The sequence below is a fragment of the Mycolicibacterium chubuense genome, assembly GCF_001044255.1.
In the GTDB taxonomy this organism is placed as follows: domain Bacteria; phylum Actinomycetota; class Actinomycetes; order Mycobacteriales; family Mycobacteriaceae; genus Mycobacterium; species Mycobacterium chubuense.
This window is the reverse complement of the sequence record NZ_JYNX01000057.1, coordinates 17,657-36,247: the sequence shown is the minus strand read 5'-3', so window position 1 is coordinate 36,247 and position 18,591 is coordinate 17,657. Positions and strand designations below refer to the sequence as shown.

Below are 18,591 nucleotides of genomic sequence, written 5' to 3'. Positions count from 1 at the left end.
TTGGCCGAACGTGTCGGCCGGTCAGAACCAGACTTTTCGACCACCGACCGGGCGGCCCACCGCGCCGAGGATCCACAGCACGACTCCGACCACCACCAGGATTGCACCGATCGTGTAGAGGATCGACAAGCTGGTGAAGTAGCCGATCAACAGGAGGATGATACCGAGCACAATCATGATCAAATCCGATCTTCAGATGTAGGAGCGTTCGTCTTCGGTGCAGGAATTACCCATTACGTCAAAACCAAACCGATCAATGTCAAAAATGAGACCGTTCACCGCAGACGGGCCCGCAGATCGCGTTTGAGCACCTTGCCGTAGCTGTTTTTGGGCAACTCGTCCAGATAGAGGTACCGTTTGGGCCGTTTGAACCGCGCGATGCGGTCGAGCAGGAGGGCGTCCAGCTCGGCGGGCGGCGCCTGCCCGACGATGAACGCCACCACGATCTCGCCCCACTCCGAGTCGGGCGCTCCGACGACGCCCGCCTCGACCACGTCCGGGTGCTCGAGCAGGACTTCCTCCACCTCGCGGGGATAGATGTTGCTGCCCCCGCTGATCACCACGTCCTTCGACCGGTCCCGCAGCGTCAGGTGGCCGGCGGCGTCGAAGGAACCCATGTCGCCGGTGCGCAGCCAGCCGTCGCGCAGCGTGGCCTCGGTCGCCCCGGGGTTGTTCCAGTACCCGGCCATCACCACGTCCCCGCGGCAGACGATCTCGCCCACCTCGCCGACGGCGGCGGGTCGCCCGCCGGCGTCGAGTACGGCGACGTCGACGCCTGAGCGGGCGTACCCGACCGACCCCAGCACGGCGTCCGGGGCCCACCCGTGCTCGCCGAGGTGGTCGGCCCGGCGCAGTCCGGTGATCGTCATCGGTGCCTCGCCCTGCCCGTAGAGCTGGACGAAGACGGGCCCGAAGGCGGCCATCGCCTTCTTGAGGTCCTCGACGTACATCGGGCCGCCCCCGTAGACGATCGTGCGGAGGTTGGCCGGCCGGTCCCGGCCGGTCCGCACCAACCGGGCGACCATCGTGGGCGCCAGGAACGCGCTGCAGCCGGGGTGGGTGGCGCACAGGTCGAGGAACTCGGTCGGGTCGAACGCCCCCGACGCGGGCACCACCTGCCGGGCGCCGCGCGCCACGTACGGCGCGACGTACAGACCCGAGCCGTGGGACATCGGTGCTCCGTGGACGAGGCTGCTGTGGTCGTCGGGGGAGTCGAAGTCGGCCAGGTGCGCCACCGTCATGGCCATCAGGTTGCGGTGGGAGAGCATCGCGCCCTTGGACCGTCCGGTGGTGCCGCTGGTGTAGAACAGCCATGCCAGGCAGGTCGGATCGGTGTTCCGGGGTGCGGCGGCCCGCGCCGCGGTGCAGCGCGATCGGTACTCCGGTCCGTCGAGGATCTCGATCGGGACCGGGGTGAAGGGTTCCAGCTGCGTGGCGATCGACGGCGAGGCGAAGACCAGGGCGGCGCCGGCGTCGACGAGGATCTCCTCGATCTCGCGGGGATGCAGCTTGGCGTTGATCGGCACCAGGACCGCTTCGGCGGCCCAGGTCGCGAACATCACCTCGATGATCTCCGATCGGTTCTCGCTGGCCACCGCGATGCGCGCGCCCGGTCCGAGGCCGTGCAGCGTCGTCGCGATCCGCAGCGCACGCTCGCGCAGCTGCGCCCAGGTGTGCACCTGGTGTTCACCGCGATAGACGGCGCCACGGTCGCCGTGCCGCGCCGCGGTCTGATCCAGCAGCGAGAACAGGTTCACGGGGAGATCCACCGCGAGTCGAGCGCCACGTCGGACAGGTACTTCGTCGAGCTCCATCCGCCGTCGACCACGATCGTCTGCCCGTTGATGAAGCTGCCGCCGTCGGAGCACAGGAACGCCACGGTGGCCGCGACGTCTTCCACGCGGCCGAGCCGTTGGTGCGGTGTCATCTCCATGTTGATCTTGCGGAACCGCTCGTCGTCGAGCCGCGCGGCGACCATGGGGGTGAGCGTGACGCCGGGAGCCACGGCGTTGCAACGGATTCCGAGCGCGCCGTACTGGCAGGCGATATGGGTGGTCAGCGCCGTCAGCCCGCCCTTGGCGGCCGAGTAGGCCCCGCCGCGCAGTCCGCCCACCACGGCGAACGTCGAGGTGATGTTGATGATCGCCGAGCCCGGCCCCATGTGCGCGATCGCGTCGCGGGCGAGCCGGAAGGGTGCGCGAAGCATGACGGCCAGGAAGCGGTCCAGCGTCTCGTCGTCGGTCTCGTGCAGCGGCTTCGGGCTGCCGATGCCGGCGTTGTTGATCAGGAAGTCGATGCGGCCCCACCGCTGCAGCGCGGCGCCGACGATCCGCTGCGGCGCGTCGCCCTCGGTCAGATCGACGGCCACGGTGGCGATGTGGTCCGAGCCCACGGTGTTCTCCAACTCGGCGAGCCGGTCCGGATCCCGTCCGGTGCCCAGTACCGCCATGCCCTGCCCGGCAAGCGTTGTCGCACAGGCGAAGCCGATGCCACTGCTGGCGCCGGTGACGATGGCCACCTGCATGTCATGCCTCCTCGGTCAGCGCAGCCCTGATGCGGTGCTTGAGCACCTTGCCCGCGTCGTTTCTCGGCAGCTGCTCGACGAGCACCACCTGTTCGGGCGCCTTGAACGTCGCCACGCCGCGACCGGTCAGGAACTCGCGCAGGGCGCCGACGTCGGGATGGGCGTGGCCCTCCGGCACGATCACCGCGCAGGCGCGTTCACCGGTCCGGTGATCGGGCACCCCCACGACCGCGATCTCGGCGACCTGTGGGTGGGTGATGAGGAGGTCTTCGATCTCCGTGGGTGAGATGTTCTCGCCGTTGCGGATGATGATGTCCTTGCGGCGTCCTGTCACCACCAGGTGGCCGTCCCCGGTCCAGCGGCCGAGGTCACCGGTGCGGAAATAGCCTGCGTCGTCGAAGGATTCGTGGTTGTCCTCGGGGTGAAGGTATCCGGTCAGCATCTGCGGGCCGCGGGCCCGGATCTCACCGTCGACGAGCACGACGTCGGCGATGCCGGGACGGCCGTCGGTGTCGGCGGCGCGGTCGGCGTCGTCGAGGGAACCGACGGTCGTCACCGGCACCTCCGTCGACCCGTACACCCTGCTGACCGCGGCCTGTTCGAAGTATCCGGCCGCGCGGCGGATCAGTGACGGCGGTACGGACGCGCCGCCGCAGATGAACACCTTGAGGTCGGGCAGGCGGGTACCCGCCCGCTCTGCTGCTGCGAGGATCCCGTGGAGGAACGGGGTGGCGCCCGCCATGTGCGTGCACCGGTGTTCGAGCATCAGCGCCACGGCGGCGTCGGCGTCCCAGCGGGCCATGAGCACCGCCTCGGTGCCCAGCAGCAGCGGGCACTCGAAGGCGTAGATCGATCCGCCGATGTGGGCGACCGGGGAGGCCACCAGGAAGGTGTCCCCGGGCTCGATCCGCCAGTGGGTGCCGAGCTGGGTGATCAGCGCGTGGATCGAGTCATGGCTGTGCAGAACACCTTTCGGTCGACCAGTGGTGCCGGAGGTGTACAGGATCATTCGGGTGGCGTGCGGATCCAGCGTCGGCAGCGTGCCGACGGCGGGTTCGTCGAGCAGCTCGGGCAACGCGGTGTGCAAGCCCGGCTCGCCGCGCACCACCACGACCTCCGGCGGCGAGGCCAGCGCAGCGCTGACCCTCTCCAGCATCGCGACGTAGTCGTGCCCCGCGAAGCGATGCGGGACGAACACCGCGCGGCTGTCGCAGTCGGACAGCAGATAGGACAGCTCGTGGTCGCGCAGTGACGGCAGGATCGGATTGGCCACCATGCCCGCCAGCGTGGCGCCGAGGTAGATCACGGCCGCTTCGGGCCAGTTCGGGACCATGGACGACACCACGCTGCCGGCGGGCATGCGGCCGGCCAGCGCATGCGCCAGAGCGGTTGCCTGCTGCAGCAACTCGGCACAGCTGACGGTGCGCCCCTCGCCGCGGATCAGGATGCGGTCCGGCGTGCGGCGTGCCGCGTCGCGCAGACTGTCGGCCAGCGTGGGTCTCACGGGGTGTCCCGCACCCTGCGCATCGTCATCGAGTGCCGGAACCGGGCCGACGGGTGGGTGTTGACGGTGACCTGGGCGGTCTCGCCGTCTGAGGTGGTGTAGGTGCGCTGCATCTGCAGCGCGGCCGAGCCGGCGTCGACCGCGAGTGGTCCGGCCAGGTCGGCGGACAGCACGACCGCGCAGATCTGCTGGTGCACCTCCACCACGCTGACGCCGAACAGGTCCTCGATCAACGGGAAGATGGGGCCGCCGTGGTGCTGTAGCAGCCGGCCCACTGCGGCAAAGCTGCGGTTGATGTAGTACTCGGTGCGGCAGAGGGGCGCGCTGTGCTCGTCGACGCGCCGATATCCGGTCACCACAAGCCATTCCGTGCCGCTCGCCAGCCCGGTCCGGGTGGCGATCTCGTCGTCGACGGTGAGCATGGCGTTGGTCTCGATCGCGAACCGGGCGCCCTGCGCGAAGGCCAGCAGATCGTCGATCGACATCACGTCCTGGGCGTAGGAGCTGGTGCCCGGCCGGGGCACCACGAGCGTGCCCGCCCGGGGCCGCGACGACACCAGGTTGTCCTCGCGCAATCGGCGAAGCGCCTCCCGAACGGTGTAGCGGCTCACCGCGAACCGCTCGCAGAGTTCGTGTTCGGTGGGCAGGTGTGAGCCGACCGGGAACACCCCGTCGACGATCTCCTTGCGCAGTGTGCGCGCCACCTGCAGGTAGCGGTGGTCACCGGCGGTCGTGGTCATGCGTGCATCACCGCCAGCACGCTGCCGTCGCCGTCAGCCGAGACGTAGAGCGTGCCGTCCGGCGCCGCGGCGATCCCCGCGAACGGTCCCTGGGGCCCGGAGAACGGGGGCATGCCCCGCAGCGGTTTGGGCTGGACTCCCTGAGGTGGCCCGACGGGCAGGCCTGTCGCGATCGGTGTGCGCGCCGCGGTGCCGAGATCGACCTCGACGAGCTCTTTGGCGCCGGCGTCGACGACATAGAGCCGGTTGTCCCGCAACGCGATCCCCTGCGGGCGGTGCAGGCCGTCGACGACGACGTCCGCGCCGCCGGAGGTGAGCCGCACGACGCGGCCCGCCCCGGACTCGGCGACCAGAGGTGCGCCGTCGGTGTCGAACGCGATGCCGACCGGATCGCGCAGACCGGTCGCGATCGTCTCGACCGTGTCGCCGTGCAGACGATGCACCCGCCCGGTGCCCAGTTCGGCGACCACGACGCCACCGTGGGTATCGACGGCCAGACCGTAGAGCTGATCGAATCCGGTTGCCAGATAATCGGTCTCACCCGTTGCGGGCCGGTACCGGGCGATCTGTCCGCCGGAAGTCGTGACGATGAATTCGTCGGCGCCGACGGCGGTGACCCCGCGCAGGAAGCCGGGGTACCCGGGGGAGAACAGCATGCCGACCGTCTCCAGCGCCCCCGAGGGGCTCACGGCGTAGAAGTAGGTGCCGTCGGCGACGTGAAGGCGGCCGCCGGCGACGGTGAGGTCGAGCGGCCAGTTCAGCCCGCCCTGCAGCACGGTCGATGTTGTTCCTTCCGGGCCGATCTCGGTGATCTCGCCGGTGAAGTTCGACACCAACAGCCGCCCGTCGACGAAGGTGAGATTGTCGAGGCCCGGCGACAGTTGCGCCAGCACGGTCGTCGCGCCGGTCCGTGGATCGATGCGCAGCACCTCACCGGTGGCCACCTGCGTGGACACCAGGAAGCCCTCGACATCGAACTTCACCGCGTCCGGCACTCCGAGGCCGGCGGCGACGCGCTGCGGCTCACCGCCCTCCGGGTCGACCCGCCAGATCTCGTTGGCGGTCATCAGCGGGTAGTACAGCAAGCCGTCCGGGCCCACCTCCATCGCGTTGGGGGACGGCAGTTCGTCGAGCAGGACCCGGGGCAGGCCGCCGTCGAGGGGGAGTTCCATCAGTCGGCCGCCCTCGCGGCATTCACCGACGAACAACCGGCCCCGGTGCACGGTGATGCCGTTGGCGCACGGCAGATCGTCGCGCAGCACCCGGGTCCGCCCGCCGGGGTCACGGGCGCTGACCCGGCCGTCCATCACCTCGGTCGCGTACAGCGTCCCGTCGTCGCCGAAGGCCACGTCGTCGGGCGCGACGATGTCACCGCCCAGGGGGCTGACGGTGTGCATCGCGCCCGTGGCCACGTCCAGTGCGCTGATCTGACTGCCCGTCACCTGGGCGATGTACACGCGTCCGTCGGGCCCGGTGCGCAGGCCGTTCGCGCCGTAGAGCCGACTGGGTGCGGTGACACGCCGGACCTGCCAGCCGGGCGCAGCAGCCGGCGGCTGCGCGGGGTACCGGGCGTTCATGCGTCCGCACGTTAGCAAGCCGAAGTAGTCCAGACAATAGCGCTCGAGACACCCTTGACGAGCCATATCCGCTGCGGAATAGTGTTCTCCGATATGCAGAGTCATGTTATTTGTCCGGACAAGAGGCGGCGATGAGCGGCGTCGCGCTGCAGCTGTCGGGCCGCGTAGTGGTGGTCTCCGGCGCGGGCGGCGGCGGCATCGGCACGACGGTGACGCGAATGGCGGCCGAGGCGGGCGCCACCGTGGTCGCGGTGAGCCGCTCGCGGACCAATCTCGACGAACACGTCGTCCCGCTCGCGGACGCCGGGCTGGCGGTCCTGCCCGTCGTCGCCGACGCCTCGACCGACGACGGCATCGCGACGGTGCTCGACCATGCGCGCCGCGCGGACGGCACGCTCTACGGACTGGTCAACGTGGCCGGCGGTGCCGCCCCGGGCACGTGGATGCCGTCGCTCCGCGTCACCCGGGAGGACTGGCGCGCCCTGTTCACCGCGAACCTGGAGACGGCGTTCTTCATGAGCCAGGCCATCAGCCGGGAACTGCGCAGCCAGGGGTCTGCCGGGTCGATCGTCTCAGTGTCGTCGATCAGCGGCATGAACACCGCGCCGTTCCACATCGCCTACGGCACCGCCAAGGCGGCGGTCGCGGCGATGACCCGCACGATGGCCGTCGAGCTCGCCGCCGACGGAATCCGCGTCAACGCCGTCGCACCCGGGGTCACCCGCACCGCGGCGTCGGCCACCTACGTCGACGACGATCCCGGACGGGACCGCACCGCGATCGCCATGGGGCGCCGGGGAACACCCGAGGAACAGGCCGGCGCGATCCTCTTCCTGCTGTCGGACCTGTCGAGCTACATCACCGGTCAGACCCTGCTCGTCGACGGCGGACTGAACCTGAAGTGGACCCACCTGGGCGCGGACAACACCTCGCTGTTCCTCAAAGACGAGTCCTTCCGAGACACCATCAGGAGCGTGTGATGACCGACGTGGACGCCGCCGAGGAGCTGTCCGAACCGATGACCATCGGGGTCGAGGCCTACACCTCCGAGGAGTACGCCCGCGCCGAACGCGATCGGTTGTGGCGCAAGGTGTGGCTGCAGGTGGGCCGCGTCGAGGAACTGCCCGAGGTGGGCAGCTACCTGACCTACGACATCCTCGACGACTCGATCATCGTGGTGCGCACGGGTCCTGGGGCGTCATGCTCGTCCTTCTCTGCCCACCACAACGTCTGCATGCACCGCGGCCGCCGGCTGATCGACACCCCCGAGTGCGCCAAGAACGCGGTCGGGCGGGCACGCAAGTCGTTCGTGTGCGGCTTCCACGGTTGGACCTACGGCCTCGACGGCGCCTGCACCCACATTCGCGAGCAGGACGACTGGCAGGGCAAACTCACCGCGCGCAACACCCATCTCGCGCCCGTCCGCGTCGACACCTGGGGCGGTTGGCTGTTCGTCAGCATGGACCCCGACTGCGAACCGCTGGCCGACTACCTGTTCCCGGCCGCCAAGATCCTCGACCCGTTCGGGCTGGAGAACATGCGCTACAAGTGGCGCCGATGGCTGGCCTTCGACTGCAACTGGAAGGTCGCGCTGGAAGCGTTCAACGAGACCTATCACGTGTTCACCACCCACCCGGAGTTCAACAGGTTCGGGGAGTTCAAGGGCTGGGCGAAAGCGCAGGGGCGGCACAGCAACATCGGCTACGACGCACCGAAGGGCATGGACGAGACCAAGTCCAAGATCCGCCTGGCCGCCGAACGCGACTCCGCACAAACCCGACTNACGCGACCACCACACAGACGCTGGTGGATGCCGCCAAACGACTGGTCGAGGAGCTGCCCGAGGGCACACCCGCCGACAAGGTCCTGGAGCACTGGCTCACCTCCGCCCGCCGCGACGACGAGGCCCGCGGCGTCATCTGGCCGACGATTCCGGCCGACATCCTCGGCCAGAGCGGCACGGCGTGGCAGCTGTTTCCGAACTTCCAGATCGGCCAGGGTCTGACCAGCGCCCTGTGCTACAGCGCCCGGCCCGATCCGGGCTACAACCCGAACCGGTGCCTGTTCGAGGTCGCGGTGTTCGAGCTCTACCCGAAAGGGCAGGAACCCGAGACGGAATGGGTGTACACGCCCAAGGATTCGCCGGACTGGCGGTCGGTGTTGCCTCAGGACTTCTCGAACATGGCCGCGGTCCAGCAGGGCATGAAGTCCGCCGGCTTCCCCGGCACGCTGCCCAATCCCTACCGCGAGCGCAGCACCGTCAACCTGCACCACCAGCTGGCCAAGTACATGGGTACCGGAGCGCCCCGCACCCTGTGATTTCGGCGTGCTGCGTCGCGCTGGGCGCGACCAGCCGCGCCGAAATCGCCTGAAAGGAGGAACATGTTGCCCTGCGGGCCCACCGACACCCCGTACGACATCGACATCGACGCGCTGCGGGAGAAGTACGCGCAGGAGCGGGCGAAGCGCCTGCACCCGAAAGGCTCCGGCCAGTATCTGGAATCCACCGACGACTTCGCCGACTTCTCCGAGGTCGATCCCTACACGCCGGTCTTGGAGCGGGATCCCGTGATCGAGACCGCCGACGTCGTGATCCTCGGCGGAGGATTCGCCGGACTCCTGGCCGGGGCGTATCTGAAGAAGGCCGGTGTCGAGGGCGTGCGCGTCGTCGAGATGGCCGGCGACTTCGGCGGCGTGTGGTACTGGAACCGCTTCCCCGGAATCCAGTGTGACAACGACGCGTACTGCTACATCCCCATGCTCGAGGAACTCGGGTTCATGCCGTCGAAGAAGTTCGCCGACGGCGCGGAGATCTTCGGACACTGCCGCAACATCGGCAAGCACTTCGGCCTCTACGACGGTGCGCTGTTCTCCACTCAGGTGCGGGAACTGCAGTGGGAAGACCGATCCGAACGCTGGCTGATCGCCACCGACCGCGGTGACGAGATCCGGGCGAGGTTCGTCGTCATGGCGCAAGGCTCGTACAACCGGCCGAAGCTGCCCGGTGTCCCCGGCATCAAGGACTTCACGGGCCATGTGTTCCACTCCGCCCGTTGGGACTACGACTACACCGGCGGGAACGCCGACGGTGGCCTGCGCAAGCTCGCGGACAAACGCGTGGCGCTGGTCGGCACCGGGGCGACAGGCGTGCAACTGGTTCCCCATCTGGGTCGAGATGCCAAACAGCTGTACGTTTTCCAGCGGACCCCGTCCTCGGTGGACGAGCGGGCGAACACCCCGACGGACCCGGCGTGGGCCGCCTCCCTGCAGCCGGGCTGGCAGCAGGAACGCAAGCGCAACTTCCACAACTGGTCCCCGTTCGTCGGCGTGGTGTTCGGCGAGCCGGATCTGGTGTGCGACTTCTGGACCGAACTGGGCCGCAACATGTCCGCGCGCATCGCAGCCAGCGAGGACCCCGCCTCACTCGGTATCGAACAGATCATGGCGATCCGCGAAGAGGAAGACTTCAAGATCATGGAGCGCCTGCGCCGGCGCATCGACACCCTGGTCTCCGATCCCGGCACCGCCGAGGCGCTCAAGCCCTACTACCGATTCATGTGCAAGCGGCCGTGTTCGAGCGACAGCTATCTGTCGGCGTTCAATCGACCGAACGTCACGCTGGTCGACGTCGCCGAAAGCCGAGGTGTGGAACGACTGACGAAGAACGGGATCGTCGCCAACGGTATCGAATACGAGGTCGACTGCGTCATCTTCGCGAGCGGTTTCGAGATCTCCACCGAGATCAGCCGCCGGTACGCGATCGACAGCATCGCGGGCCGCGACGGACTGTCGCTCTTCGACTACTGGCACGACTCCTACAAGACCCTGCACGGGATGACCAGCCGTGGGTTCCCCAACCTGTTCTTCACCGGCTTCATCCAAGGTGGGGTGTCGGCCAACACCACCGCGATGTTCGAGCAGCAAGCCGAGCACATCGCCTACATCATCGCCGAAGCCCAGAACCGGGGTGCGACCACCGTCGAGCCGAGTCAGGACGGGCAGGACGCCTGGGTCAGGACCGTCCGGGAACTGGCGATCGACAACTCCGCCTTCGAACTCACCTGCACGCCCGGCTATTACAACAACGAGGGCCGCGGCAGCGCAGAAGGCAACGGATCCTTCCTCGGGGACTTCTACTCGCCGGGGTTCTACGCATTCGACGACCTGCTGACCCAGTGGCGGGCCGCCGGCACCCTTGAAGGCCTCGAACTCCGTGGCTGAGATGAGGTTCGACGGGCGCGTCGCAGTCGTGACCGGAGCGGGCCGCGGGCTGGGCCGGTCCTATGCGTTGCTGCTGGCCGCACGCGGAGCCGCGGTCGTGGTCAACGATTCCGGCGCCGGCCTGGACGGCGAGGGCGCTGACGCCGGGCCCGCACACCGGGTGGCCCACGAGATCACCGAGGCGGGCGGGCGCGCCGTCGCGAGCACCGACTCCGTCGCCACCCCCGAGGGCGGCCTGGCCGTCATCGACGCCGCGGTGCAACGCTTCGGCCGCATCGACATCCTGGTGCACAACGCGGGTATCGTGCGACGGGCACCGTTGCGGGACATGAGCTCCGAGGACTTCGACGCCGTGCTCGATGTGCACCTGCGCGGGGCGTTCCACGTGCTGCGACCCGCATTCGGGCCGATGTGCGACGCCGGCTACGGCCGGATCGTGCTGACGTCGTCGATCGGCGGCCTCTACGGCAACCACGACGTCGCCAACTACGCCGCCGCCAAGGCGGGGATGCTCGGGCTGGCCGACGTCGCGGCGATCGAGGGCGCCGCCCACGGCGTCACGGCCAACGTCATCGTCCCGGGCGCCGTCACCCGGATGGCCGAGGGCATCGACACCGCAGCCTATCCACCGATGGGCGCGGACCTGGTGGCCCCCGTCGTCGGCTACCTCGCCCACGAAACCTGCTCTCTCAGTGGGGATATCCTGGTGGCCATCGCCGGCCGGGTCGCGGTGGCCACGATCACCGAATCGCCCGGTGTGCACCGGTCCGCCTGGACGGTTGAGGACGTCGCCGCGCAGTTGCCGCAGATCCGGGACATGTCCGCGCCGGTCCGGTTCCCGGTGCTGCCCGACGGGCACGCCGATCATCTGCGCCACAGTTTCGCGATGGCCGGACACGGAGCCACCCGTGCCTGACACCGGACCGCTGGCCGGGCTGCGCGTCATCGATCTCACGGCGATGGTGATGGGTCCCTACTGCACGCAGATCATGGCCGACATGGGCGCCGAGGTGATCAAAGTCGAACCGCCGCAGGGGGACAACACGCGCTACATCTCCGTCGGCCCGGCACCCGGGATGAGCGGGGTGTTCGTCAACGTCAACCGCGGCAAGCGCAGCGTGGTGCTGGACCTGAGGGGCGACGACGGCCGGGCCGCGCTGAGGGCGCTGATCGAGCGCGCCGACGTGTTCATCCACTCCATGCGCGCCAAGGCGGTCACCGCGCTCGGGTTCGGCTACGACGACGTCGCCGCGATCAACCCCGCGATCGTGTACACCAACTGCTACGGCTACGGCAGGCGCGGCCCGCACCGCGACCGGCCGGCCTACGACGACACCATCCAGGCCGAATGCGGGCTGCCCGCGGTTCAGAAGCAACTCACCGGGGAAGCCGACTACGTCGGCACCATCATCGCCGACAAGGTGGCCGGCCTGACCGCTCTGTACGCGACGACGATGGCGCTGTTCCACCGTGAACGCACCGGGCAGGGACAGGAGGTCGAGGTCGCCATGTACGAGACCATGGCGTCCTTCATGCTCGTGGAGCACGCCAACGGCGCCATGTTCCACCCCCCGCTGGGGCCCGCCGTGTACCCGCGCACCGTCGCACCCAACCGCAGGCCCTACCGCACGAAGGACGGTTACGTCGCGGCGCTGATCTACAACGACAAGCATTGGAACGCCTTCATCGGTGCCGTCCGCCCGGCCTGGGCCTCGGAGCTCTACGCGACACTCGAGACGCGGGCCCACCACATCGACACGGTCTACGGGCTGGTCGCCGAGACCATGGCCGAGCGCACCACCGCGGAGTGGCTCGCGTTGTTCGGTGAGCTGGAAATCCCTGCCGCACCACTGAACTCACCCGATGCCCTGTTCGACGATCCACACCTCAACGCCGTCGGGCTCTTCGAGACCCTCGACACCCCGCACGGTCCGGTGACGTTCCCGGGCGTGCCGACATGGTTCTCCCGCACACCGGGGCGCGTCCGCGGCCCGGCGCCCGAATTGGGCGCCGACACCGCCGACGTGCTCGCCGAACTCGGGCTCACCGCGGGCGGGCCGCGCTGATGGATTTCGACATGGGTCCGCGTGCCGCCGCGCTGCGCGCCGAGTTGCGCGAACTGGTGCGACAGCACATCCCCGAGCACTTCCTCGGCGCGTTCACCGACGATCCCGCCGATCTCGAGACGGCGCAACGGTTCTGCCGGACACTGGCCGACCGCCGCCTGCTCTGCTCGGCCTGGCCGCCGGAGTTCGGCGGCGGGGGAGCGTCGGTCTGGGAGCAGACCGTGGTGCGGGAGGAGATGTGGGCGCACCACGAACCTCGCGGTGCGCAGTACATGGGCGTCAACTGGGTGGGCCCCATCATCATGCGCCACGGCACGCCCGAGCAGCAGCGCCGCCACCTCCCGCCGATCGCGGCGGGCGAGGTGATCTGGTGCCAGGGGTTCTCCGAACCGGAGGCCGGGTCGGATCTGGCGTCGCTGCGCACCACTGCGCGGCGTGCCGAGGACGGGTCAGACGGATGGCTGGTGAACGGCCAGAAGATCTGGACGTCCTACGCCACGATGGCGCAGTGGTGCTTCCTGCTGGCCCGCACCTCGCGGGTCGGAGACGGTGCAACCCAGAAGAAGCAACAGGGCCTGACGATCTTCCTGGTGCCGATGGACGATCCCGCGATCACGGTCCGACCCCTCGACACCATGCTCGGGCCCCACCACCTCAACGAGGTGTTCTTCGACGATCTGCGGGTCACCGACGCCGACGTCCTCGGCGCCGTCGACACCGGCTGGGCGATCGTCGCCGACGTGATGGCGTTCGAACGGGTCGGTATCGCCCGCTACGCCCGATGCGAACGGCTGCTGGCGGCCGCGCCCGGCGTGCTCGGCGACCGCTGGGACGACCTGTCCGCCGAACTGCGCGCGCGATGGGTCCGCATGCTGACCCACTGTCGGCGCGCGCGACTCCTGGCCTACCGGGTGGTCGAGGCGCAGAGCAGCGGCCGCATCACCCCCGCCGATGCTGCGGCCTACCGGATCGCGGTGACGACGCTGGACCAGGACAGCGCCGAGGTGCTGATGGACATCGCCGCGGAGGTGCGCCACGGCGACAGCCGGGCCCGATGGTTCCTCGGCGAGGTCGAGGACCACTGGCGCTACGCCCAGGCGGCTACGGTGTCCTCGGGAAGCATCGAGATGCAACGGATCCTGTTGTCGCGCGCGATGCTTGGCGGTGCCGAGAAGTGATCCTCGATCTCAGCGACGACGCTGTGGAATTCGGCCGGCAGGCGCGGCACGCCTTCGAATCCGCAGGCGGCGACCGGCTGGTCGCGCGAGCGGAGGCCGCGCCGCAGACGCGCGAGGCGCTGGTGGGCCCGGTGCTGGCGGCGCTCGGCGCGTGGGACCTGGACCCCCGCAGCGACGCAGACGATCTCGAGGCCGCAGCAGCGTTGTGTCGCAGCGCCGGCTACTGGGCGCTGCCCTATCCGCTCGCCGAGCGGCTCGCGGCGCCCGCCGATCTCGACGTGGACGGGCTGATCGTCGTGGGGGGTGCGCGCCCCGCCGGGGCGGTGGCGGGCGTCGAATCGCGCTGGGCCGCCGTCACTGTCGACGGTGCCCGGCATCGTGTCACCGTCCTCGGTGACGCGCTGCCGGGTCTGGTCGCCGAACTCCGGCTGTCACCGCTCGACGACGCCGGCGCGGACGACCTGCCCCTGGGTCTGGTGTTGCCGTGCTGGACGCTGCTCGGCATCCTCGACCGCGCGGTCGAGCTGACCGTCGCCCACGTGACACTGCGCACCCAGTTCGGCCGGCCGCTGTCGGCGTTCCAAGGGGTGCAGTTCCAGCTCACCGACGCCGAGGTGGAACGGGCGGGGCTCGAGGTCCTCGCCAAGCACGCGCTGTGGAGCATCGCAACAGGTCAGCCCGGAGCCACCGAAGACGCACTGGCCCTGCGGATGGCGGCGCTGGAGGCCGCCGACGTCGTGTTCCGGGTCTGCCACCAATTGCACGGCGCGGTCGGCTTCTGCGACGAGACCACACTGTCGTGGCTGTCGCGGGTCAGCCTGCCGCTGCGCCGGTTGCCGTTCGGGTTGTCGGGCACCCGTGACCATCTGACCCGGGTGGCCGGCCACCACGGGCTGGCGGGGTTGTTCGCATGAGCGGCCTCGATGACTTCCGCGCCGAGGTGCGCAGCTGGTGCCGTGACCACATCCCGAAGGACTGGCGCACCGACCAGACCAGCGTCGACGACGCCGAATTCGTCCGCTTCCAGAAGGACTGGTTCGCCACGCTGCACCGCGCAGGCTATGCGGTACCGCACTGGCCGGCGCAGTGGGGCGGCGGGATGAGCGTGGCTCGACAGGTCGTGCTGTATCAGGAGCTGGCCGCCCACGATGCGCCGCGGCTGGTGCTCGCCTTCGTCGGCATCCACCACGCCGCGGCCACGCTGCTGGCCGCCGGCACCGAGCAGCAACGCCGACGCCACCTGCCGGCCATCCTCGACGGCGACGTCTGGGTGCAGGGGTTCTCCGAGCCGGAGGCCGGATCCGACCTCGCGGCACTGCGCACCACCGCACGCAAGTGCGGTGGCGAGTTCGTCGTCAGCGGTCAAAAGCTCTGGGCCAGTGGCGGTCTGCACGCCGACTGGTGTCTGCTGCTGGCCCGCACCGACCCGGATGCCCCGAAGCGGCACGGCATCTCGTACTTCCTGCTGGACATGACCAGCCCGGGTGTGGAGGTGCGGCCGATCCGCAACGCGATCGGTGACTCCCACTTCTGCGAGATCTTCCTCGACGACGTGCGGATACCCGCGGCGAACCTGATCGGCGCCGAGAACGCCGGCTGGCAGGTCGCGCAGGCCACGCTGGGCGCCGAGCGCGGGATGACGATGCTCGAGCTGGCCGAGCGACTCGGCAACGCGGGATTCCGGTGGCTGGTCGAATCCGCCCCGGCCGATGATCCGGTGGTCGCCGACCGCCTCGCGGAGTTCGACACCGAGATCACCGGGCTGCGGGCGCTGTGCCGGCGCCTCGTCGAGCACGGCCCGAGCGGGCCCGCCGACGCGTCGATCGTCAAGCTGTACTACAGCGAGCTGCTGCAGCGGCTGACCGGCTTCGGGGCAGAGATCGGCGGTCTTCGGGCCCACACCGTGGTGGCCAAGCCGCTGTCGAGTGGATGGGAATCCCGTTCGTGGGTGCTCGATTTCGTCGGCTCGTGGGAGTGGACCATCCCCGGCGGCACCAGCGAGATCCAGCGCAGCATCATCGCCGAACGCGGTCTCGGTCTGCCTCGAGAGCCGAGCGTGACGTGACGACGTCCTTCGCCGAACACCACGACGAGCTGCGCGCCGTGGCCGGTCGGCTGCTCGCCGGGGATGCGGTACCGGACTGGCCCGCGCTCGTCGACGCCGGCTGGACCGGTCTGGAAGTGCCCGAGCACCTCGGTGGCGCCGGTGCGACGTTCGCCGAAACCGCGATCGTCTGCGAACAGATCGGACGAGCCGCCGCCGCCACCGACTTCCTCGGCGGTGCCGTGCTCGCCGCCGGTGTGCTCACCGCCCTGCCGCCGACCGACATCAGGGACCATCTGCTCGGCACGGTCGCCACCGGGCCGGGCCGTCTCGCCGTCGCAGTCGGCGACTTCCGCCTCGACGACGGCACGGTGTCCGGCCGCGCCGAGTTCGTCTCCGACGCCGTTGGGGCCGAACGGATTCTGATCCCCTTCGCCGGCGGCGTCGTGGTCTTGCGCTCGGCAGACGTCGCCGTCACCGCGCAGCCCGTCGTCGACGAGACCCGACGCCTGGCCACCGTCACGGCCGACGCCGCCCGCCCCGACGCCGTCCTGCCCGGATCTCCTGGCCCGCTCCAGGACCGGGCCGCGGTCGCGGTCGCGTGTGACAGCCTCGGCATCGCCCAGCAGATGCTCGCCCGCACCGTCGAATTCGTGAAGGTGCGCCACCAGTTCGGCCGGCCCGTCGGCTCGTTCCAGGCGGTCAAGCACGCGTGCGCCGACATGCTCGTCGGCATCGAGGTGTCGCGGCAACTCGTGGACGACGCGGTGGCCGCGCTCGCCGACGGCGCCGACGCCGGTGTCGCGGCCGCGATGGCGAAATCCCACGCGTGCTCGACCGCCGTCGACGCCGCGGGCACGACCATGCAGCTGCACGGCGGCATCGGCTACACCTGGGAGGCCGGCATCCACACCTATCTCAAACGCGCTGCACTGAACCGATCTCTGTTCGGATCGACTGCAGCACAACGACATCGCATCGCACAGAGATATTCGAAAGGGACATGACCATGGGCGTACCGGTGTACAAACGCATTCTCGACCTGTTCGAGGCCGAGGGTGTCAACACACTGTTCGGCATTCCCGATCCCAACTTCGTGCACCTGTTCACCGAGGCCGACGCACGCGGTTGGTCGGTCGTCGCGCCGCACCACGAACTGTCCGCCGGCTTCATGGCCGAGGCGGCGTCGCGCATGACCGGCACGCCGGGACTGTGCATCGGCACTCTGGGACCCGGCGTCGCCAACATCGCCGGAGCGATGATGTGCGCACTGGTCGAGAACTCGCCCGTCATCTTCCTCGGCGGCCAGCGGGCCCGCATCACCGAGCGCCGGGTACGCCGCGGCCGGATCCAATTCGTGCAGCAGGAGCGGCTTTTCGCGCCGGCGGTCAAGTTCAGCAGCTCGATCGAGTACGCCGATCAGACCGACGAGATCATCCGCGAAGCCATCCGCCGCTCGCTGTCCGGCACGCCCGGACCGTGCTACATCGAATACCCGTCGCACGTCATCCTCGAGGAACTCGACGTGCCGGACTCGTTGCCGCCGCACCGGTATCGCCTCGTCAACCAGGGGGCGGGCGAACGCGAGGTGGCCCGGGCGGCCACCCTGATCCGCGAGGCCACCAGCCCGATCCTGCTGGTGGGCCACGGCGTACACACCTCACGCACCCAGCGGCAGGTCAAAGAGCTCGCCGACCTGATGAACTGCCCGGTCATCCAGACCTCCGGCGGCACCTCGTTCATCCCCGGACTCGAGGACCGCACGTTCCCCTACCTGTTCTCCCCGGCCGCCAACCAGGCCGTCGAGGACTCCGACCTGTGCGTCGCGCTGGGCACCGAACTCGGCGAACCCATGCATTACGGCCGGACCCAGCACTGGGCCGCCAACGACGCCCACCGCAAATGGGTGTACGTCGAACAGGACCCGGCCGCCATCGGGGTCAACCGCCAGTTCGACGTCCCCCTGGTCGGGGATCTGCGCGGAGTCGTGCCGCAACTCGTCGACGCGCTCGAGGACACGCCGCGCACCCCGTCGGCCACCCTCGAGACGCTGATCCGCGACGACGCCGAAGAGCTCGCCCAGCTCGCCGAGAGCGCGCCCACCGGACGGACGCCGGTGCACCCCGCGCGGTTCGTCGTCGAAGCGACGAAGGCGTTTCCCGACGACGGCATCATGGTCCGCGACGGCGGCGCGACCGTCATATTCGGCTGGACCTACTCGCAGGCCAAACCGCGTGATGTGATCTGGAATCAGAACTTCGGTCACCTCGGCACCGGCCTGCCGTACGCCATCGGCGCCTCGGTGGCCGACGGAGGCAGACGCCCGGTCATGCTGCTGACGAGCGATTCGGCGTTCCTGTTCCACATCGCCGAACTGGAGACCGCCGCCCGGCTGAATCTGCCGCTGGTGTGCGTGGTGGGCGTCGACCACCAGTGGGGGCTCGAGGTCGGCGTGTACAAACGCACCTTCGCGCAGCCGTCACCGCAACCCGGTGTGCACTGGAGCAAGGACGTCCGGATGGACAAGGTCGCGGAAGGCTTCGGCTGCCACGGCGAGTACGTCGAGAAGGAGGACGACATCGGACCGGCGATCGCCCGCGCCTACGCCAGCGGCAAGGTCGGCGTCGTGCACGTGTGCATCGACCCGAAGGCGAACTCCGAGGAGATGCCCAAGTACGACCGATTCCGGACCTGGTACGCCGAAGGCACCCAGTAGACACGGCCCTTGAGGGAGAGT

16 protein-coding genes and 1 pseudogene are annotated in these 18,591 nt (G+C 69.4%); 11 read left to right on the top strand and 6 right to left on the bottom strand.

Translation table 11 applies throughout. The annotated features are described in order from the left end of the window. Window positions 1–21: 21 nt before the first annotated feature. The 6 genes from MCHUDSM44219_RS30365 to MCHUDSM44219_RS18340 form a co-directional block, all read right to left on the bottom strand. Window positions 22–177 (bottom strand): hypothetical protein, encoded by a 156-nt coding sequence (locus MCHUDSM44219_RS30365; protein WP_006241027.1) that lies wholly within the window; start codon window positions 175–177, stop codon window positions 22–24. A 98-nt stretch (window positions 178–275) separates the two neighbouring features. Then, window positions 276–1,757 carry an AMP-binding protein gene (locus MCHUDSM44219_RS18360; RefSeq protein ID WP_048419746.1) on the bottom strand — a complete coding sequence of 494 codons (1,482 nt, stop codon included), beginning with the start codon at window positions 1,755–1,757 and terminating at the stop codon, window positions 276–278. Then, complete coding sequence (locus MCHUDSM44219_RS18355; protein WP_048419681.1) at window positions 1,754–2,524, bottom strand: SDR family NAD(P)-dependent oxidoreductase; 771 nt, start codon at window positions 2,522–2,524, stop codon at window positions 1,754–1,756. The genes MCHUDSM44219_RS18360 and MCHUDSM44219_RS18355 overlap by 4 nt, the downstream gene beginning before the upstream one ends. A 1-nt stretch (window position 2,525) precedes the next feature. Next, window positions 2,526–4,028, bottom strand: a complete 1,503-nt coding sequence (locus tag MCHUDSM44219_RS18350) for an AMP-binding protein (RefSeq protein ID WP_048419680.1) — start codon at window positions 4,026–4,028, stop codon at window positions 2,526–2,528. Next, complete coding sequence (locus MCHUDSM44219_RS18345) at window positions 4,025–4,768, bottom strand: GntR family transcriptional regulator (protein ID WP_048419679.1); 744 nt, start codon at window positions 4,766–4,768, stop codon at window positions 4,025–4,027. The genes MCHUDSM44219_RS18350 and MCHUDSM44219_RS18345 overlap by 4 nt, the downstream gene beginning before the upstream one ends. Continuing rightward, the gene (locus tag MCHUDSM44219_RS18340) at window positions 4,765–6,345 is read right to left on the bottom strand and encodes an SMP-30/gluconolactonase/LRE family protein (RefSeq protein ID WP_048419678.1); all 1,581 of its coding nucleotides are present in this window, start codon (window positions 6,343–6,345) and stop codon (window positions 4,765–4,767) included. Before MCHUDSM44219_RS18340 ends, MCHUDSM44219_RS18345 begins: the two co-directional genes overlap by 4 nt. A gap of 131 nt (window positions 6,346–6,476) precedes the next feature. On the opposite strand from MCHUDSM44219_RS18340, the gene MCHUDSM44219_RS18335 reads away from it, so the two are divergent. The 11 genes and pseudogenes from MCHUDSM44219_RS18335 to MCHUDSM44219_RS18290 all read left to right on the top strand — a co-directional run bounded on the left by MCHUDSM44219_RS18335 (window position 6,477) and on the right by MCHUDSM44219_RS18290 (window position 18,570). After that, window positions 6,477–7,325 (top strand): SDR family NAD(P)-dependent oxidoreductase, encoded by an 849-nt coding sequence (locus tag MCHUDSM44219_RS18335; protein WP_048419677.1) that lies wholly within the window; start codon window positions 6,477–6,479, stop codon window positions 7,323–7,325. Then, window positions 7,325–8,127, top strand: a pseudogene (locus MCHUDSM44219_RS31175) (aromatic ring-hydroxylating oxygenase subunit alpha); the annotation flags it as partial. The gene MCHUDSM44219_RS18335 and the pseudogene MCHUDSM44219_RS31175, both read left to right, overlap by 1 nt. 1 nt (window position 8,128) lies before the next feature. Next, the coding region (locus MCHUDSM44219_RS31170) for an SRPBCC family protein (RefSeq protein WP_330218630.1) at window positions 8,129–8,664 on the top strand (536 nt) is incomplete at its 5' end. A 63-nt stretch (window positions 8,665–8,727) separates the two neighbouring features. Further along, the gene (locus MCHUDSM44219_RS18325) at window positions 8,728–10,566 is read left to right on the top strand and encodes a flavin-containing monooxygenase (RefSeq protein ID WP_048419676.1); all 1,839 of its coding nucleotides are present in this window, start codon (window positions 8,728–8,730) and stop codon (window positions 10,564–10,566) included. Continuing rightward, window positions 10,559–11,482, top strand: coding sequence for an SDR family NAD(P)-dependent oxidoreductase (locus MCHUDSM44219_RS18320; RefSeq protein WP_048419745.1), 924 nt, complete (start codon window positions 10,559–10,561; stop codon window positions 11,480–11,482). The genes MCHUDSM44219_RS18325 and MCHUDSM44219_RS18320 overlap by 8 nt, the downstream gene beginning before the upstream one ends. Before the next feature lie 10 nt (window positions 11,483–11,492). After that, the gene (locus tag MCHUDSM44219_RS18315; protein ID WP_048419744.1) at window positions 11,493–12,632 is read left to right on the top strand and encodes a CaiB/BaiF CoA transferase family protein; all 1,140 of its coding nucleotides are present in this window, start codon (window positions 11,493–11,495) and stop codon (window positions 12,630–12,632) included. Next, window positions 12,632–13,810 (top strand): acyl-CoA dehydrogenase family protein, encoded by a 1,179-nt coding sequence (locus tag MCHUDSM44219_RS18310; protein ID WP_048419675.1) that lies wholly within the window; start codon window positions 12,632–12,634, stop codon window positions 13,808–13,810. Before MCHUDSM44219_RS18315 ends, MCHUDSM44219_RS18310 begins: the two co-directional genes overlap by 1 nt. After that, on the top strand, window positions 13,807–14,724 hold the full coding sequence (locus MCHUDSM44219_RS18305) for an acyl-CoA dehydrogenase family protein (protein ID WP_048419674.1): 918 nt from the start codon (window positions 13,807–13,809) through the stop codon (window positions 14,722–14,724). Before MCHUDSM44219_RS18310 ends, MCHUDSM44219_RS18305 begins: the two co-directional genes overlap by 4 nt. Then, entirely contained in the window at window positions 14,721–15,875 is a 1,155-nt protein-coding gene (locus MCHUDSM44219_RS18300; protein WP_048419673.1) for an acyl-CoA dehydrogenase family protein, read from the top strand. Before MCHUDSM44219_RS18305 ends, MCHUDSM44219_RS18300 begins: the two co-directional genes overlap by 4 nt. Beyond that, a complete protein-coding gene (locus MCHUDSM44219_RS18295; protein WP_048419672.1) occupies window positions 15,872–16,861 on the top strand; it encodes an acyl-CoA dehydrogenase family protein in 990 nt (329 codons plus the stop codon). Before MCHUDSM44219_RS18300 ends, MCHUDSM44219_RS18295 begins: the two co-directional genes overlap by 4 nt. Window positions 16,862–16,863: 2 nt before the next feature. Continuing rightward, window positions 16,864–18,570 (top strand): thiamine pyrophosphate-binding protein, encoded by a 1,707-nt coding sequence (locus MCHUDSM44219_RS18290; RefSeq protein ID WP_048419743.1) that lies wholly within the window; start codon window positions 16,864–16,866, stop codon window positions 18,568–18,570. Window positions 18,571–18,591: the final 21 nt, after the last annotated feature.

Coding starts and splice junctions, on each gene's coding strand:
- MCHUDSM44219_RS18325 (WP_048419676.1), top strand. CDS start 8,728: ATGTTGCCCTGCGGGCCCACCGACACCCCGTACGACATCGACATCGAC.
- MCHUDSM44219_RS18345 (WP_048419679.1), bottom strand. CDS start 4,768: ATGACCACGACCGCCGGTGACCACCGCTACCTGCAGGTGGCGCGCACA.
- MCHUDSM44219_RS18355 (WP_048419681.1), bottom strand. CDS start 2,524: ATGCAGGTGGCCATCGTCACCGGCGCCAGCAGTGGCATCGGCTTCGCC.
- MCHUDSM44219_RS18335 (WP_048419677.1), top strand. CDS start 6,477: ATGAGCGGCGTCGCGCTGCAGCTGTCGGGCCGCGTAGTGGTGGTCTCC.
- MCHUDSM44219_RS18290 (WP_048419743.1), top strand. CDS start 16,864: ATGGGCGTACCGGTGTACAAACGCATTCTCGACCTGTTCGAGGCCGAG.
- MCHUDSM44219_RS18310 (WP_048419675.1), top strand. CDS start 12,632: ATGGATTTCGACATGGGTCCGCGTGCCGCCGCGCTGCGCGCCGAGTTG.
- MCHUDSM44219_RS30365 (WP_006241027.1), bottom strand. CDS start 177: ATGATTGTGCTCGGTATCATCCTCCTGTTGATCGGCTACTTCACCAGC.
- MCHUDSM44219_RS18340 (WP_048419678.1), bottom strand. CDS start 6,345: ATGAACGCCCGGTACCCCGCGCAGCCGCCGGCTGCTGCGCCCGGCTGG.
- MCHUDSM44219_RS18300 (WP_048419673.1), top strand. CDS start 14,721: ATGAGCGGCCTCGATGACTTCCGCGCCGAGGTGCGCAGCTGGTGCCGT.